Origin of the sequence: Streptomyces sp. R35 (genome assembly GCF_041053035.1) — a bacterium.
In the GTDB taxonomy this organism is placed as follows: Bacteria; Actinomycetota; Actinomycetes; order Streptomycetales; family Streptomycetaceae; genus Streptomyces; species Streptomyces lutosisoli.
Genome location: NZ_CP163440.1, coordinates 364013 through 379870, shown reverse-complemented (window position 1 = coordinate 379870; position 15858 = coordinate 364013). Strand labels below are relative to the sequence as shown.

The 15858-nt window shown below is 69.0% G+C and carries 12 protein-coding genes; 7 read left to right on the top strand and 5 right to left on the bottom strand.

Going from position 1 to position 15858, the window contains the following annotated elements:
- Window positions 1–230: 230 nt before the first annotated feature.
- Together surE and AB5J50_RS01865 are read right to left on the bottom strand one after the other, a co-directional pair.
- Window positions 231–1136, bottom strand: coding sequence for a 5'/3'-nucleotidase SurE (surE, locus tag AB5J50_RS01870; protein ID WP_369254274.1), 906 nt, complete (start codon window positions 1134–1136; stop codon window positions 231–233).
- A gap of 114 nt (window positions 1137–1250) precedes the next feature.
- Window positions 1251–2495 carry an MFS transporter gene (locus AB5J50_RS01865; RefSeq protein ID WP_369254272.1) on the bottom strand — a complete coding sequence of 415 codons (1245 nt, stop codon included), beginning with the start codon at window positions 2493–2495 and terminating at the stop codon, window positions 1251–1253.
- Between the two features lie 835 nt (window positions 2496–3330).
- Between AB5J50_RS01865 and AB5J50_RS01860 the strand changes: the two genes are divergently transcribed.
- Complete coding sequence (locus AB5J50_RS01860; RefSeq protein ID WP_369254270.1) at window positions 3331–3921, top strand: phosphatase PAP2 family protein; 591 nt, start codon at window positions 3331–3333, stop codon at window positions 3919–3921.
- A gap of 147 nt (window positions 3922–4068) precedes the next feature.
- Window positions 4069–5604 (top strand): carboxylesterase/lipase family protein, encoded by a 1536-nt coding sequence (locus AB5J50_RS01855; protein ID WP_369254268.1) that lies wholly within the window; start codon window positions 4069–4071, stop codon window positions 5602–5604.
- 304 nt (window positions 5605–5908) lie between these two features.
- Here the strand turns inward: AB5J50_RS01855 and AB5J50_RS01850 are convergent, their stop codons facing one another.
- Window positions 5909–7201 (bottom strand): cytochrome P450, encoded by a 1293-nt coding sequence (locus tag AB5J50_RS01850; protein WP_369254266.1) that lies wholly within the window; start codon window positions 7199–7201, stop codon window positions 5909–5911.
- A gap of 212 nt (window positions 7202–7413) precedes the next feature.
- On the opposite strand from AB5J50_RS01850, the gene AB5J50_RS01845 reads away from it, so the two are divergent.
- Entirely contained in the window at window positions 7414–8421 is a 1008-nt protein-coding gene (locus AB5J50_RS01845) for a LacI family DNA-binding transcriptional regulator (protein WP_330301827.1), read from the top strand.
- Here the strand turns inward: AB5J50_RS01845 and AB5J50_RS01840 are convergent.
- Together AB5J50_RS01840 and AB5J50_RS01835 are read right to left on the bottom strand one after the other, a co-directional pair.
- On the bottom strand, window positions 8317–9108 hold the full coding sequence (locus AB5J50_RS01840) for a phosphatase PAP2 family protein (protein ID WP_369254264.1): 792 nt from the start codon (window positions 9106–9108) through the stop codon (window positions 8317–8319). The genes AB5J50_RS01845 and AB5J50_RS01840 overlap by 105 nt on opposite strands.
- A gap of 123 nt (window positions 9109–9231) precedes the next feature.
- Window positions 9232–10191, bottom strand: coding sequence for an alpha/beta hydrolase fold domain-containing protein (locus AB5J50_RS01835; RefSeq protein WP_369254262.1), 960 nt, complete (start codon window positions 10189–10191; stop codon window positions 9232–9234).
- A 150-nt stretch (window positions 10192–10341) separates the two neighbouring features.
- Here AB5J50_RS01835 and AB5J50_RS01830 point away from each other — a divergent pair, with 150 nt between their 5' ends.
- The 4 genes from AB5J50_RS01830 to AB5J50_RS01815 all read left to right on the top strand — a co-directional run bounded on the left by AB5J50_RS01830 (window position 10342) and on the right by AB5J50_RS01815 (window position 15845).
- Window positions 10342–10941: an ATP-binding protein gene (locus AB5J50_RS01830; RefSeq protein WP_369254260.1), complete on the top strand. Its 600-nt coding sequence runs from the start codon at window positions 10342–10344 to the stop codon at window positions 10939–10941.
- 209 nt (window positions 10942–11150) lie between these two features.
- Complete coding sequence (locus AB5J50_RS01825) at window positions 11151–12776, top strand: benzoate-CoA ligase family protein (RefSeq protein ID WP_369254258.1); 1626 nt, start codon at window positions 11151–11153, stop codon at window positions 12774–12776.
- 94 nt (window positions 12777–12870) lie between these two features.
- Entirely contained in the window at window positions 12871–13365 is a 495-nt protein-coding gene (locus AB5J50_RS01820) for an acyl-CoA thioesterase (protein WP_369254256.1), read from the top strand.
- An 80-nt stretch (window positions 13366–13445) separates the two neighbouring features.
- Window positions 13446–15845, top strand: coding sequence for a bifunctional salicylyl-CoA 5-hydroxylase/oxidoreductase (locus AB5J50_RS01815; RefSeq protein ID WP_369254254.1), 2400 nt, complete (start codon window positions 13446–13448; stop codon window positions 15843–15845).
- Window positions 15846–15858 lie beyond the last annotated feature (13 nt).

Here is a 15858-nt window from a genome sequence, read left to right as displayed (position 1 = left end):
CTGTCCTCCTGCAACTCCGGCATCTAGTCCACCGGCCGGATGTTCCGCGGTCTGGCCGTCAACGGTGAAGCCCCGGCTCGTGAAGAGGTTCCGTGAGGGGCAGGCGGTCGCAGTCGGCGCCCATCTCTCAACAGCACGCAAGCCGCCTCCGATGCGCCGGAGCGGTACGGAGGCGGCAGCCGGCTGGGAAACGTGCGGATCGTCCCGGGCCGCCAGGACGTGCGGATGTGCTACGGCCGCAGGTCGCTGAGCAGCGCTGCTGTCCTGGCGAAGTCGACCGCGCCGGAGTTCCAGTTGGGTGAGATCGGAGTGACGGAGACCTTGTTGGCGCTCAGCGCTTCGACGTCTCCTCCTTTCTGGGCAGGCTGTGAGGCGACATTGACGGTCACCTTCCACGTGCCGTCGCCGTTGTCGGTGTAGTCCGCCTTGAGGAACGGCTGGGGATCCTGAGTGGTGAGCGCGGTGCCCTGGGCGGTCCCCGTGCCGTCCTTGCCGATCACCGGGTGGTTGACGTTCAGACCGACGCCCTCGGGCAGGAGCCGGCCGAACTTCGCGCGGCCCTGCAGCCGTTCGATGAGTTTGACCGTGAAGTCGCTCGTCGGCTTCATCGCGTTGACCGTGGGCTCGTACACGGGTGCGGTGAGGCCGCCGGTGCTCACCGCGATGGCGGGGACGCCCTGCTCCAGTGCGGCGATCGCGCCGCCCACCGTGCCCGAGTGAGTGGCCAGGCCCGCGACATTCGGGCCGAAGTTGGTACCGGAGACCACCAGGTCCGGGGCCCGGTCGGAGAACACCTCGGAGAGGCCGAAGGCCACCGAGTCGCCGGGCGTGCCGTCGACGGCCCACACGCGGGGCTCCGGATGCTTGACCGTCACCGTGCTCGCGCTCATCATCCTGGTCCCCGCTCCGCTCTGGTTGGTGAGCGGGGCGACGATGGTGACGTCGTACCCGGCGGCCGTCAAACGGTCGAACATGACGCGGATGCCAGGTGCGTTGTAGCCGTCGTCATTGGTGAGCAGGATGCGCAGCGGGCCGCTCGTGTCGCTCGGCGGCGAAGCCGCCGCGGGCGTCGTGGCACCCAGCCCGGGCACACACAACAGTAGGGCGGCCAGCGGCAGAACACGCTTGCGTCTCACGTGGTGCTCCTTGGAGGTGTGTCGAAAGAGGGACCGGCGGACACATGAACCCTCGACATGTGTCCGCCGGGGTAGTGGGGCTCCCGGCCGTGGGCCGGTCGTCGGGCAGGGTGGTCAGCGGACGCCGCGGATGGGAAGGATCGCGAGGGCACCCAGGAGCGCGAGAACGCCGCCTGCCAGGAAGAGGGAGCTGTATCCCCCCATCGTGGTCACGATGGCCGAGGCGACGAAGGGGGCGATGATCTGGGGCCCGGCGTTGGCAATGTTGAGGACGCCCATGTCTCTCGCGGCGTCCTCGGCGTTCGGCAGCACCATGGTGACGAGCGCGGTGTCCACCGCCATGAAGCAGCCGAAGGCCAGACCGTTGAGGATGCTGAACACCAGCATCCCGGGCCAGGTCGGACTGATGACGGGGATCACGGTGACGAGGCCGGCGAGGGCCGCCGATACGCCGACGAACACCTTGCGCCGGTTCCAGCGGTCGGACAGGAGTCCGCCGACGATCGTCGAGACCGCCATGGCCACCATGGACACGGGGGTCAGGATCGCCATGGCGTCGGTGGGTTGCATGCCCTTCGGCAGGGCGATGTGGTCGTCCAGGATGTACAACTGGTAGCCCACGACGGAGAAGTAGCCGAGTACCAGCAGAGCCCGTCCGATGAACGCCCAGCGGAAATCGTGGTGGGCCAGTGCGGAGAGGAAGGCTGCGATCTTGTCCTGGCGGGACACCTCGGGCGCCGTCTGTTGCCGGGGCACGTCGCGGAAGTGGAACGACAGCAGCGCTGCTGCCGCGGACACCATGACGCCCAGAATCAGGTAGCCCGTGCTCAAGCTGTCGGCCGTACGTGTGGCGATCAGGACGCCCAGCGTGCCGCCGATGGGCAGGGCGAGGCCGACGAGTGCGGACGCGGTGCCGCGCCGGGCCAGGGGGACGCGGTCGGGCACGATGGCGGTCACCGCGGCCTGGTAGGTGTTCATGGTCGCCTGGACCAGGCACCAGCCGATGCCGAGGAGCAGCGCGGTACGCACCGTACCGAGGAAGATCAGGCCGGCGCACGAGACGAACGCCCCGCCCAGGATCCAGGGATTTCGCTTGCCGGAGCGGTCGGAGAGCGCCCCCGCGATCGGGTTGAACGCGGTGGCGAATATCGCGCTGACGCCCCCGATGATGCCCAGGATGGTCACCTTGTGGGCGGGGTCGATCGAGGCGATCTGAGTGGGGAGCAGTACCGAGCCCACTCCCATGTAGACCGCCAGCATGGTGGAGTTGGCGATCAGTAGAAGCAGCAGGAGCCCCCACTGGCGGGGCGTGTCGGCGTCCGCTGCCGCCTTCGGCTGGATCAGTTCGCCGGCGCTCATCGCGACCACCGTGCGGCGGGGCAGGCGCGTGCAGCGCGACGGGACGGGGAGACAGGCATGTCGACTCCTCAGGGGTGGTGCGGGGGCAGAGCGCCAGAGGGGCCGCGAGGCTGGTGCGGCGGTGATGGGACGGATGCTCCCGAGAGTTAGTTACACGTGTTATCTCCGTGTGCAGACCTTGTGTAGCACCCTTCGTCGGGCTGCGCCAGAGGTAAGGCGGGCGGCTGTCCAACCTCCCATGCCAAGCTCGCCCTTTCCGGGCTGATCGGTTTCGGCGCGACAGGGGGTGGGGTGTCGCGCCTGCGCCCGAAGGCCTGCTGTCACGTGTAGCTGTCCCCTGCTCGGCTCGCTCGGCGTGCTGTGCGTAACGGTTCGGCTGCGACCTTATTGCGCGCTTGTGGCTACCGTCATATTTACGCCATGCTGCTGCTGAAGGCCGGACTCTCAGCGCCGTACGTGCATGCTGCGAGCGGCTCTTCGGCGGTTATGCGTGGCATGGCCGCGTCGCGCCTACCCGGCCCGCGCCGACTCCCACCCCCACGAGGGGTTGCCCCGGCTGCCTGTCGCTGGGCTGAACGTCGAATCCCAAGGCCTCACGCGAGGCCTCTTCGTGTTCTGGTGTCGCGCCGGCTGTCTCGACGGCAGAGCTCAACCGTCACGCCTGAACCGCACTGTTGTGCGTTCTTGCATCAGGGAAAGGCTTGTCGTGCTGGAAATGAACTCGAACAGGGACCTCGGCGGTAACCCCTCCGCCGAGCCTCGACGCTCCGTGCCGGCTGCTCCGCCCCGAGGGGCTCTTGCCGCCGGCTCCATCCTGCTGCTGGCGACCTTCGTCATGGGCCTGCTGCTCAGAGGTGGTCAGCGGCCCTTCTTCCAGGGGGCCGACGAGCGCCTCACCGCGGGGATGGCCGGTTCGACACGCGGTTCGACGATGGAGTTGGCGCTGTTCCTCGACAGGGTCGGCGGGCCGATGGGGGTGGTGATCCCTCTTGCTGTGACGGGCTGCCTTGGCGTCTACGGCCGATGGAGATCTGCCCTCTTCTTCTTCGCGACGAGCGTGCTCGCCAACCTGGTGGTCGTTCTGCCCCTGAAGGGATTTGTCGGCCGGCCCAGACCCCCGCATCCGTGGGTCCTCGTCAGCGATGGTTCCTTTCCCTCGGGTCAGGTGTTCATGATGACCACCCTCCTCGTCGCCGTGGGTGTGGTGTTCCTTCGTCCGCGGACGCGTCTGTGGGGGTGGATCGCCTTCGGATTGCTCGTCGCGCTGATGATGTGGAGCCGCGTGTGGCTGCATGCCCAGTGGCTGAGCGACGCGCTCGCCGGCGCCATGGCGGGGGCGGGTGCCGGGCTGGTGCTGTGGAGGGCCTTCGCGGCGCTCCTTCGACGCGAGGCGGAGCGGTTGGCGGCCGATCGCCTGTGGGACTGAAGGCTCCGAGGCGGTCGCGGGCCGAGATGACGAATATGTCGAATCATTGACGTCCGTAAAAATAAGTGAATAGCCTGAGTTCGATCCGACCTGCCCAAGGGCCCGTCCAGTCGCGCCCTCGGGCGTGAACGAGGAGGAAACAAGATCATGGCTGAGCAACCTGGTGCGGTCGCACCCCTGGTGGAACTCCCCGCCGGCCATTTGCGCGGGGCCGTCGAAGGCGGCGTCGCCGTCTTCAAGGGCGTGCCCTATGCGGCCCCGCCCGTGGGCGATCTCAGGTGGCGCTCCGCTCAGCCCCACCCAGGATGGACCGGTGTTCGCGAAGCCGCGGACTTCGGCCCCAGCGCGCCGCAGATGTTCAGCGAGAGCGGTGACCCCGTGCTGGGGGGCCACGGCTTCCCGCCGTTCGACGACGACTGTCTGACCCTCAATGTGTGGACTCCGGCTGCCGACGACGCCCGGCGGCCCGTGATGGTGTGGATCCACGGCGGAGGCTTCGTCTCCGGGGCCGGTTCCCTGCCCTACTACTCCGGGGAGACCTTCGCCCGCAACGGCGACATCGTCGTCGTCACCCTCAACTACCGCCTCGGCCCCCTGGGTTTCCTCTACCTCGGCGCCGACCATGATGAGCCGGGGTCCGGAAACTTCTGGCTCACGGACCAGGTCGCCGCACTGCGCTGGGTGCACGAAAACATCACGCACTTCGGCGGAGACCCGGACAACATCACGGTCGCCGGCCAGTCAGGAGGCGCGATCTCCACCGCGGCGCTGGCGGGGCATCCCGCCGCTCAAGGGCTGTTCCGCAGGGCCATCCTGCAGAGCGCACCCTTCGGTCTGCAGATTCCCGACCCCCAGGCCTGCGCAGAGCGCACCGAGACGTTTCTCAAGCTCGTCGGCGCGAGGGACGTCAAAACGCTGCGACAAGTCCCCTGGCAGCGACTGGTCGAGGCGACCATGGCACTGTTCGGGGCCAGCGCCCGCTGGGGCTACTGGCCCACGCCCTTCCTCCCCGTCATCGACGGCGCCACCCTGTCCCGCCACCCCGCCGAAACGCTGCTCTGCGAGGGCGGTGCCGACATCGACGTCATGATCGGCTGGACTCGCGACGAGTCCAACTTCAGCTTCGCCCTTGGGTCGGGCTACGAGACGGCCACCAAGGAGCAAGTGATCGGCAGGATCGCCGACACGTTCGAGGGTGACGCACTCGAGGTGTACGCCGCTTATGAGCGCACGCGGCCCGGTTCCCGGCCCCTCGATGTGCTGATGGACCTGATCAGCGACGAGCTGTTCCGCGTTCCCAGTCTGAAACTGGCGGAAGCCCGGGCAGAGATGGGGCGTCCGGTGTGGGCGTACCAATTCGACTTCGAAACGCCCGCGCATCAGGGCAGGCTGGGGGCGGCCCACTGCCTCGAACTGCCCTTCGTCTTCAACAACTTCGACAACTGGTCCAAGGCGCCGATCGTCGAAGGGATCGAACCCGCCGCCCGGCAGGGCCTGGCGCACAGCATGCACCAGGCGTGGATCTCCTTCGTTCGTGACGGAAATCCCCATCACCACGGACTGCCGGAATGGGCGCCCTACGAGGCGGACAGCCGCACCACCATGCGCTTCGACTCCGTCGTCTCGGCCGTCGATGACCTGGCGGGTCACTCTCGCAGGCTCTACGTGCGCGGGGCCCGGTAGCGAGACGGCGCATCGATCGCGTCGGCCACGATCCTCTGTGGAGTTACACGTGTAACATCCGCGATGGCTGCCGTAGGGGAGTGGCCGCCCCGGCCCCGGGCGAGCAGGCCGTCTGGCGCCGGGCGCAGCAATGCGTCTGCACCGACGCAACACCTCAGCGCCGGCCCAGTCTCGAAGAGGTCGGCGCGAAGTGCCGCCGAGCCATCGGCGGCACTTCGTACGTTGCCCGGCGTAGAGTGCTCCAGGACCTGGGTCCGCCCCGTATCGGCATCACCCGCACCGAGCAGATGAGCCTCGCGCGTGGTCACCACCCGGTCATGGAATTCCACCAGCCCCACCGCTGCGGCGCTTCTCCCGGCGCCGCCTCTGCAATCCGCGTTCTCTCGGGAACCGGCAAGGCAGCCGGCAGCTCGTGCAGCGCCTCGGTGCGCTGCTCGGGATCCGTCGGGCTGAACACGACCGGCAGCGCGACCGGACCGCTGCACCACAGGGACTGCCTGGTGGCCACGACAGAGTCGGGGATGGCCGGCCGTAGCTCCGCGAGCCGGCGCAGTGCGACGTCCATCGCTGCCTCGGCGATCAGCCGGGCCATGTCCTTGGCGGGGCAGCCGTGAGCGCCCGTCCCCCAGGCCAGGTGTGCGCGGGTACGCGTGTGTACGGCACCGCTGCCGTGGATGGCGGGGTCGGTGTTCGCGGCCACCAGGCAGGGGATGAGCAGGTCGCCGGCGTGGATTGCGTGCCCCGCGAACATGATGTCTTGCGTGGCCCACCGGCCGGCGATGTTCGGGACGGGCGGGTCGTCCATGAGCGTCTGGTCCAGGACGTCGGACGGGGTGAGGCGACCGGTCGCCACGGAAGCATTCACGTGGCGGTCGGAGAGCAGTAACCGCAGGGCGTTGCCGACCCAGTTGATGGTGCCGGGAGCCCCGAAGTACAGAATCTGCGCCAGGTTGTGCGCGATCTCCACGTCCGTCAGCGTGGTCGCGTGAGCCATCCAGGACGCGAGGTCCGCGCGGGGCGTGGTGACTCTGGCATTCAGGAGCCGACGTACCGCTTCCAGCAGTTCGGCCTCCGCGTACCTGGCGTCATCGGCTGTGTCGGTGGCGGCGGTGACCAGTGCTTCCAAAGCGGGGATCGATTCGGGGGAGAAGCCGAGCAGGTGGGCGAAGACGGCCCACGCCAGGGGACGGGTGTAGTCGGCGACCAGGTCCGCGCTCGCGCGTGGTGCCCAGTGGTCGATGAGGCGGTCGGCCTGCTGCTGGACCACTCTGCGCAGGCGTCGCGGATCGATGTGATCCAGGACGTCGGTCACGGCCTGGCGTTGCCGCCTGTGTTCCTGCAGGTCGAGGCGTGACACCGCCGGGCGCCAGCCGAGCATCGCCAACAGCGGCGCATCGGCCGCCAACCTGCCATCGGTGACGGTGTTCCAACGCCGCGCGTCGCTGGAGAAGAGGTGCTCGTTCCAGATCACTTCCAAGGCTGCCTGGTGGTCCAGGAGCAGCCATGCGGCAACGCCCGGAAGGATTTCGACGGGGGCGACGGGTCCCCAGCGGCGACGCAATTCCTCGTACTGGACGCGTAGGTCCCCTGGAGACAAGCCGCCGGAGAGTTGTTGATGGCGGCTCGCTGGACAAGGGGGCTGGGAAGCGGCACCGCTCCCACTGGCTGGATTCATCGGATCGCTTCTCCGACCTCTCTTCGGGAGGAAGGTCCTCGGTGGTGGGTACCGTTCTTGAGTCGGCGGTCCGGCTTAACGCGTGTAACCTGGTTTTCCAAGGTCAGAACACAGTCGGACAGGTGATGCACCCGATGGCCCAGGAGCCGAACGCGTCGGCATCGATCACGAGCGCAGACGTGGCCCGCTTGGCCGGGGTGTCGCGGGCGACGGTCTCGTTCGTCCTCAACAACACCCAAGCGCACCGTGTGAGCGACACGACGCGAGCCCGGGTGCTGGCTGCAGCCCAACAGCTGGGATACGTCCCTCATGCGGCAGCGCGGTCGCTGCGGGCCGGCCGCAGCAATCTGGTGCTGATCCCTGCCTCCGTCTCGGCGGTCGGCGGTCTGGTCAGCAGCTGGCTGGACGACCTGCACAGCGAACTCGAACGGCATGGGTACATCGCGGTTCTCCATGCGGGCCGGTACTCCGATGCGGCCGCCGGCGCTCGTGCCTGGGCGGAGCTGCGGCCGGCCGCGGTCCTCGCGCTGGACGGGGACCGCCTGACGGCCGGCGCGGTCGACGTACTCCGGCGTGCCGGGGTGCCTGCCTTGCTCGCCTTCGCCTCACAGCCCGTCGCCGGGGTCCACACCTTCGCTTTTGATCACGCCAGGATCGGCGAGGTGGCGGCGAAACACCTGGTCATGCGGGGACGAGAGCGGATCGGTGTGGTCCTGCCGGGCGAACGTGGTCTGGATGTCTTCGCCCAGCCTCGCCTCGCGGGCGCCCAGCGCGTCGCCTCCCAGAGCACGGCGACGGTCACCGCCGTCCCGATGAACTACACCCGAGAGTCCGCCGCCGAGTTGGCGGAGCGGTGGCCGAGCCTCGGCCTCGATGCCGTGTTCGCCTACAACGACGAGTACGCCACCTTGTTGATGCATGCCTTCCAGGACAGGGGCATCGCAGTTCCCGAGGAGGTGGCGGTCGTGGGCGCCGACGACCTCGTACCCTCCGCGCTGCAGCGCCCCCCGCTCACCACGGTGCGTCTGGAACTGCCCTCACCCGCTCAGGTCGCGGACACCATCGACGCGCTGCTCAAGGGAACCGACGTCCCCGAAGTGCCGCCGACGGACGCCGTCCTGGTCGCCCGGCAGTCCTCGTGAGATGCGTTCCCGGGCCAGCAGCGGGGCGAAAGCCCGCCAGAGCAGAAGCGCGGCGCCAGCACCGATCGACGCGCCGGCCACAGTGTCACTGAGCCAGTGAGCATGGAGCCACGTGCGGCTCCACATCATGGCCAGGATGAACGCGCCGCCCAGCAGCCACCACGAGCGTCGGCGAGCGGCCGGAACGAGGACGGCGCCGACGACCACCACGAGCAGTGCGGCGCCGGCGGAATGCCCGGACGGGAAGGAACCGTGGTCCACACGGACCAGGGGGTGCGCGGGCCGCGGCCGATCGACCAGGTGCTTGAGGACCTGGACGACGACCACATTCCCCAGCAGATACGCCGTGACCAGATAGGCCACCGACCACCATCGCCGCCGCCCGATGAGAAGCAGCAGCAGGGCAACGGGCAGCACGGCTCCGAGCGGTCCGCCGAACCAGTTGAGTACGTCCGCCAACGCCGCGTACACACCGCCGTGGGGTCCGCCCATCCAGGTGAGCCAGTGATGGTCGACCACCTGAATCTCCGACCGCCCGGACCGGTCATGAAGGGCGAAACCGAGCCCGGCTGCGAGCGCTGAGCAGGCCATTCCCAACGGGAGCACGGCCGCGCTCGGTGCGGTGGGATCCGGGTGCGGGTTGTGGTGCGCAGGCGTGGTGTCTGCGACGGAAAGGGCGCGAGTCATGAGAGCCTCTCGCGGCCGCGGTGTACGGACCCGGCCGAAGTGGGGAATGAAACTGATGTCCACGGGATCGACGCGGGCCGTACACGCGCGGGCGCTCCCTGCGCCTGAGCGGGGGAGTCGAGATCAGCGGGCAGCCTTCTCCGCGGTCGTCAGGTGCCGTACGAGGAAGTCGACGCTCTGCGCCACGATGGGCCCGACGTCCGCCGCTCCCAGGAAGATGTGATCCGCGTCCGCGACGGGCTGCAGTGTCACGTCCGCCCCGATCTGTTCGAGCGCCTCGGCGAGGGCCTCGCTCTGGCTGTACGGCACCAGTCCGTCGTTCGTCCCGTGGATCAGGAGGAACGGCGGAGGCGGAGAGCCGGCCGTCACATGGGTGACAGGGCTTGCGATCGCTGCCCGCGCCACCAGCTCGTCACCGGTGGCGCCGCCCAGCAACGCCGTGAACGGGCTGGGGTAGTCGAGCCCGGGGACGGCCGGCAGGGTGTGCGACAGCAGGGAGATCAGCTCCGAGACGCCGTACCAGTCGACGACGGCACGGACTGAACTGCTCTCTTCGGTGGTGCCTTCACTGCCTTCCAGGTCAACGCCCTGGCGGTCGTTCGAGCCGACGAGCCCGGAGAGCGCGGCCAGATGCCCACCAGCGGACTCGCCCCATACCGCTATGCGGTCCCCGTCGATCCCGAGCGTGTCGGCGAATCGGCGTACATAGCGGATGGCGGCCTTGACGTCGTGCAGCTGCGCCGGGAACGGGGCCTCCAGACTGTGCCGGTAGTCGATGCAGACCAGGGCGAGACCGGCCTGCAGCACGGAACCGTGCAGCAGCTCGACGGGGATGGTGGGCGGCGGGTAGCGCCGGTCGCCCTCCAGCCATCCACCACCGTGGATCCAGACCACGGCCGGTACCGGCTCCTCGGTCGCGGGCACGTGGACGTCGAGCAGGCGAGGGCGGTAGCCGGGACTGGTCGCATACGTGACGCCGTCGAAGTGGCGGACGCCCTCGGGATTGACCTGGGCGGGAGGCGGAGCCAGGAAGGGCGGCGGAGGCCACCCGAGGTCCAGCTCGGCGGGCAGTGATGGTGGCATGTGTGCCTCTCTTCCGGCGTTGCGGGCAAGCGGTGAGGTCTCGGCGGCCTGTCGCACCTGAGGTGTGGCGACAGCAGGCCCTTCTCAGGGGCACAGCTGGGCGTCGAATGGAAAGAATGTCCGAAATGTATTGCGCTCAGAGCCTCCGGGATGCATGATGTTACACGTGTAACGCACCCGATGGCGACAGGTTGCACTCAAGGAATCGCCCGCACTACTGCGAGTGGTTACACGAGTGACTTTGCGTCATCCTCCCCTCGGGAGTCTGCAATGCCCTCTCCTTCCGTCACCCTCGTGCAGCCTTCGCGGCCTCCTCGCGCAGAGATGAGGCCCGCTGTCCGCGGGCTGCGCGGTCACGCCTTCCGCCAATGGGTCATGCGGCCGACTGTCGCGTGCGTTCCCGGGGTTCGGGCCCGGGTTCGCGCAGCACTCCGGCGCCAGGGGGTTTCGGTGGACGTGGAGGACGTGCTGCTCCTGACGGTCACGGAACTGGTGTCCAACGCGGTGCGCCATGCGGCCACGGACTGGCTGTGCGCGGCGATCACTTTCGGGCGCGAGTGGATACAGCTGGACGTCAGTGACGGCGATCCGTCGCTGCCGGGAGTCGGTCCAGGGGCCGACGTCGAGGCGGAGGGGGGTCGGGGCCTGTTCATCGTCGACCTCCTGGTCGCGGAGGCGTGCGGCGTGCTCAACGCCTTCCCGTGCGGTGCGGGGAAGGTCGTCCGGGTTCGGATTCCGGCGGTCCGCTGAACACCTGTGGCCCTCTCGCTGCGGGGTGTGAAGTTTCTTGACGCGGTGGTCTGTGCCGCTTCTTGCCTGTCCTGCAAGGGAGTTGGGGCGACGGCTGTGTGTGTATGGCGCCGCGTCATCCAAGAGATCTATAGCGAAATATTGACTGCCGTCAGAAAGGCGGGATACTTGCGGCACTCTCCCTGCTGCCCCGAGACGAGGTGCACCCCATGGAGCTCTCCCTGTCCGCACATGTGGACACGTTCTGCCGCGATCGCCTCCCGACCTTCGCCCTCTGGCCCCAACTCCACTTCGATCTACCGGAGTTGATGTACCCCGAGCGACTCAACTGCGCCGACCGGCTGCTCGACGACGCCGTCGAGCGCTGGGGCGCCGACCGGCCGTGTCTGCTGACGCCCACCGAGCGCTGGACCTACGGCGACCTACTGCGCCGGGCCAATCAGGTGGCCCGCGTTCTGACCGAGGATCTCGGGGTGCGGCCCGGCAACCGCGTCCTGCTGCGCGGCCCCAACAATCCCTGGCTCGTCGCCGCGTGGTTCGGCGTCCTGAAGGCGGGATGCGTGGCCGTCACCACGATGCCGCTGCTGCGCGCTGCGGAGCTGGCGCAGCTGCACGAGATCAGCCTCCCGGCCGTCGCCGTGTGCGACCACCGCTACCTGGAGGAGCTGCAGGCCGCCGACGCGCCGGGGCTGCAGGTCATCGCCTACGGCGGGAGTGCGGCGGACGACCTCGTCGCCCGCTGCGCGGCCAAGGACGCCACGTTCCGCACCGTCGACACGGCCGCGGACGACGTCGCGCTGATCGCCTTCACGTCCGGAACCACCGGGCGGCCGAAAGCCACGCTGCACTTCCACCGCGACGTGCTGGCCAACGCAGACACGTTCTCCCGGCACATCGTGCGACCCCGACCCGACGACGTGTTCACGGGAACGCCGCCGCTCGCCTTCACCTTCGGTCTCGGCGGACTCGTCGTCTTCCCGCTGTACGTCGGTGCGGCCTCCCTGCTGCTGGAACAGGCGACGCCGGGCCAGCTGGCGGACCATGTCGCCGAGCACGGGGTCACGGTGCTGTTCACCGCACCCACCGCGTACCGGGCGATCATGGCGGCAGGCAAGGCGGACCGCCTGGCGAACCTCCGGCGCTGCGTGGCCGCCGGCGAGGCACTGCCGGCGCAGGTCTGGGAAGACTTCCACGCCGCCACCGGACTGCGCATCATCGACGGAATCGGCGCCACGGAGATGCTCCACGTGTTCATCTCCGCCGCCGACGACGACATACGCCCCGGCTCCACTGGCAGGCCCGTCCCCGGATACCGGGCCAGAGTCGTCGACGAGACCGGCGAACCCGTCCCCGACGGCGAGCCCGGACTGCTCGCCGTGACCGGCCCCACCGGGTGCCGGTACCTGGATGACCCCCGTCAGACGACCTACGTGAAGAACGGCTGGAACATCACCGGCGACACCTACATCAGGGACGCTGAAGGCTACTTCTGGTACGTGGCCCGCAGCGACGACATGATCGTTTCCTCCGGCTACAACATCGCGGGCCCCGAGGTCGAGAAGGCTCTGGTCACTCATCCCTACGTCGAGGACTGCGGCGTCGTGGGAGCTCCGGACGACCGTCGCGGGATGATCGTGAAGGCGTATGTCGTGCTCAAGCCGGAAGTCTCCGGCGACGAGGTCACCGCGAAGGAACTTCAGGACCACGTCAAGCAGACCATCGCGCCGTACAAGTACCCCCGCGCCATCGAGTTCGTCGCCGACCTGCCGCGCACGATCAACGGCAAGCTGCAGCGCGCCGAGCTGCGCAAACACGCCCTGGGCGCAGCCAGTTGAGACAGGCATCCCGCACGGCGTCGGCTCTCCCGTGGACGGCACGGCCGTCCTTCCCCCACGCCGGCACGGCCGGCTCGTTGTGAAAGGCACTCGCATGGACAGGTCCAGGCCACGGCCGAAAGCGCTTCGTGACGAAGGCTGTTCCGCCGGATCCCTCGAAGCGCGCGAACCCCAGCTGCCCAGCGTTGTCATCGAGCGACGCGTCGAGTGGCCGGACACCGACGCGGCAGGGCACTACCACCACTCGACGGTCGTGCGCTGGGTGGAGGCGGCCGAGGCCGTACTGCTGAGCCGGCTGGGTCTTGCCCACCTCTTCGGGAGCACACCGAGGGTGCACTTCGAGGCCGACTACCGCGCCCGGCTGTGGTTCGGCCAGCTCGTCCGTACGGAGCTGAGTGTCACGAAGGTGGGCACGGCCTCCCTGCACTACGCCTTCACCGTCCGGGCGGAGGACGGCGAAGTGGCGGCCACCGGGCGCATGTCGATCGCGCACTCGGCCGCCCGGGCGTCCGGCGCCACCCCCTGGGCCGACGACGTGCGCGAGGTGCTGACCAAGGCGGGACCCCAAGCGCCGGAACGCCTCCTCTGAGGACTCCGCATGTATATAGCTTTCTTGACGATCGTTGAATTCACGGCATATCTTGCTCGTGGAACCGTAAGGAGGACGCCGTGCGCGTAGCAGTCATCGGGGGAGGGCCGGGAGGGCTGTACTTCGCAGCTCTGGCCAAGCAGCTCTCCCCGCACTGGGAGGTCACCGTCTGGGAACGCAACGCGGCCGACGACACGTTCGGGTTCGGTGTCGTGTTCTCCGACGAGACCCTCGACGGCATCGCGCAGGCCGATCCCGAGATCTTCGCGGCGATGTCGGCCGAGTTCGCCCGCTGGAGCGACATCGACATCCGCTACAAGGGACAGGTCCTCACCTCGGGAGGACACGGCTTCGCGGCGCTCGGGCGCAAGAGGCTGCTGACCATCCTTCAGGAGCGGTGTTCGGCCCTGAAGGTGGACGTGCGCTATTGCACCCAGGCGCCGCCGGTGGCCGCACTCGCGGCCGAGTACGACCTGGTGGTCGCCAGTGACGGGGTCCGGTCGACGGCCCGCGCCGCCTACGCCGGCACCTTCCGGCCGGACCTCGACGAACGGCACTGCCGCTACATGTGGCTTGCCACGGACAAGGTCTTCGAGGCGTTCACGTTCATCGTCGAGGAGCGGGACTTCGGCACCGTGCAGGTCCACGCCTACCCCTTCGACGCCACCCGCAGCACGTTCATCGTGGAGATCGACGAGGACTCCTGGCGGCGCGCGGGCTTCGCCGAGTTCGCGGCCCGCAACCACCCGCCGGGAACCAGTGACGAGGACAGCATCCGGCTGTGCCAGGAGATCCTCGCCGACCACCTCGACGGACACCGCCTGATACCGAACAACTCCAAGTGGATCCGCTTCACCACGGTCCGCAACGAGACCTGGCGGCACGGCAATGTCGTCCTGCTCGGCGACGCCGCCCACACCGCGCACTTCTCCATCGGCTCCGGCACCAAGCTGGCGATGGAGGACGCGCTCGCGCTCGCGGCCTGCCTCCACGAGCAGCCCGATCCGGCAACGGCACTGGTCGCGTACGAGGCCGAGCGCAAGCCGGTGGTCGAGTCCACCCAGCGCGCCGCCCAGGCCAGCCTGGAATGGTTCGAGAACGTGGGTCGCTACAGCGGTCAGGAGCCGCACCAGTTCGCCTTCAACCTTCTGACCCGCAGCCGGCGCGTCACCCACGACAACCTGCGCGTGCGGGACAAGGAGTTCACGGACGCGGTCGAGGCACGCAACGCATCCACGCAGGCCCCGATCACCGCCGTCACAGGCACCACTGCCGCCGTGCCGCCCATGTTCCGGCCGTTCCCACTGGGCGGCCTGCACCTGCGCAACCGTGTCGTGGTGCCCCCGACCGCCCTGTACTCGGCACATGACGGTCTGCCCGGGGACTTCGAACTCGTTCACCTGAGCACCCAGTCCCTCGGCGGCGCCGGGCTCGTCCTCGCGGGCATGACGGCCGTGAACCCGGACGGCCGCGCCACACTCGGCTGCCCCGGTCTCTACACCGACGAACAGGAGGAGGCCTGGCGGAAGATCGCCGAATTCGTCCACCGTCAGGCGGGCGCCCGTCTGGGCATCCAGCTCACCCACGCCGGCCGACGGGCGGCGACCGGTGTGCCCCGCGCCGACGGCCGGAGCACCTCACTCGGTGACCGCGGATGGCCGCTCATCGCTGCCTCGGCCATTCCCTGGGACACCGACAGCAGCACGCCCCGGGAGGCCACGCGCCAGGACATGGACGACATCACCCGGGACTTCGTCGCCGCCGCGCGCCGCGCCGACCGAGCCGGATTCGACGTCCTGGAGCTGCAGTTCGGACACGGACACCTGATGTCCGGCTTCCTGTCACCGCTGACGAACACCCGCACCGACGCCTACGGGGGCAGCCTCACCAACCGGCTGCGCTTCCCCCTGCAGGTTCTGGAAGGTGTGCGCGAGGTATGGCCGGCGGGCAAGGCTCTGATCGTCCGCATCTCGGCGACGGACTGGGCCGAGGGGGGCACCACGGAGGCCGAGGCGGTCGAGATCGCCCGCCGCCTGGCGGCCGCCGGCGCCGACGCCCTCGACGTCTCCACCGGCGAGGTCGTCGCCCATGAACAGCCCCGCTACGGCCGCAGTTACCAGACCCCGTACGCGGACCTCATCCGCAACGCCACTGGGATTCCCGCCATCGCCGTGGGAGCCATCTCCACCTACGACGACGTGAACTCCATCATCCTGGCCGGTCGTGCCGATCTCTGTGCCGTCGGACGGGCACAGCTCCACGATCCGCTCTGGACGCTGCACGCCGCCGCGGCCCAGGGGTACGCAGGACCCGCAGCACCGTGGCCGGCGTCCTGGAAGGCGGGGAGCGGAAAGCCCCCGGGCGTGCGCACCGACCGCATCCCGCCCCGGCTGCAGCTGCTGCGGGAAGCCCCCGTGCCCGTGCACCAGCGCTGGCTGCCCCCTGCACAGGCCACCGTCGCCGCGGCGGCGGTCCGTTGACCCGCCCAGGACA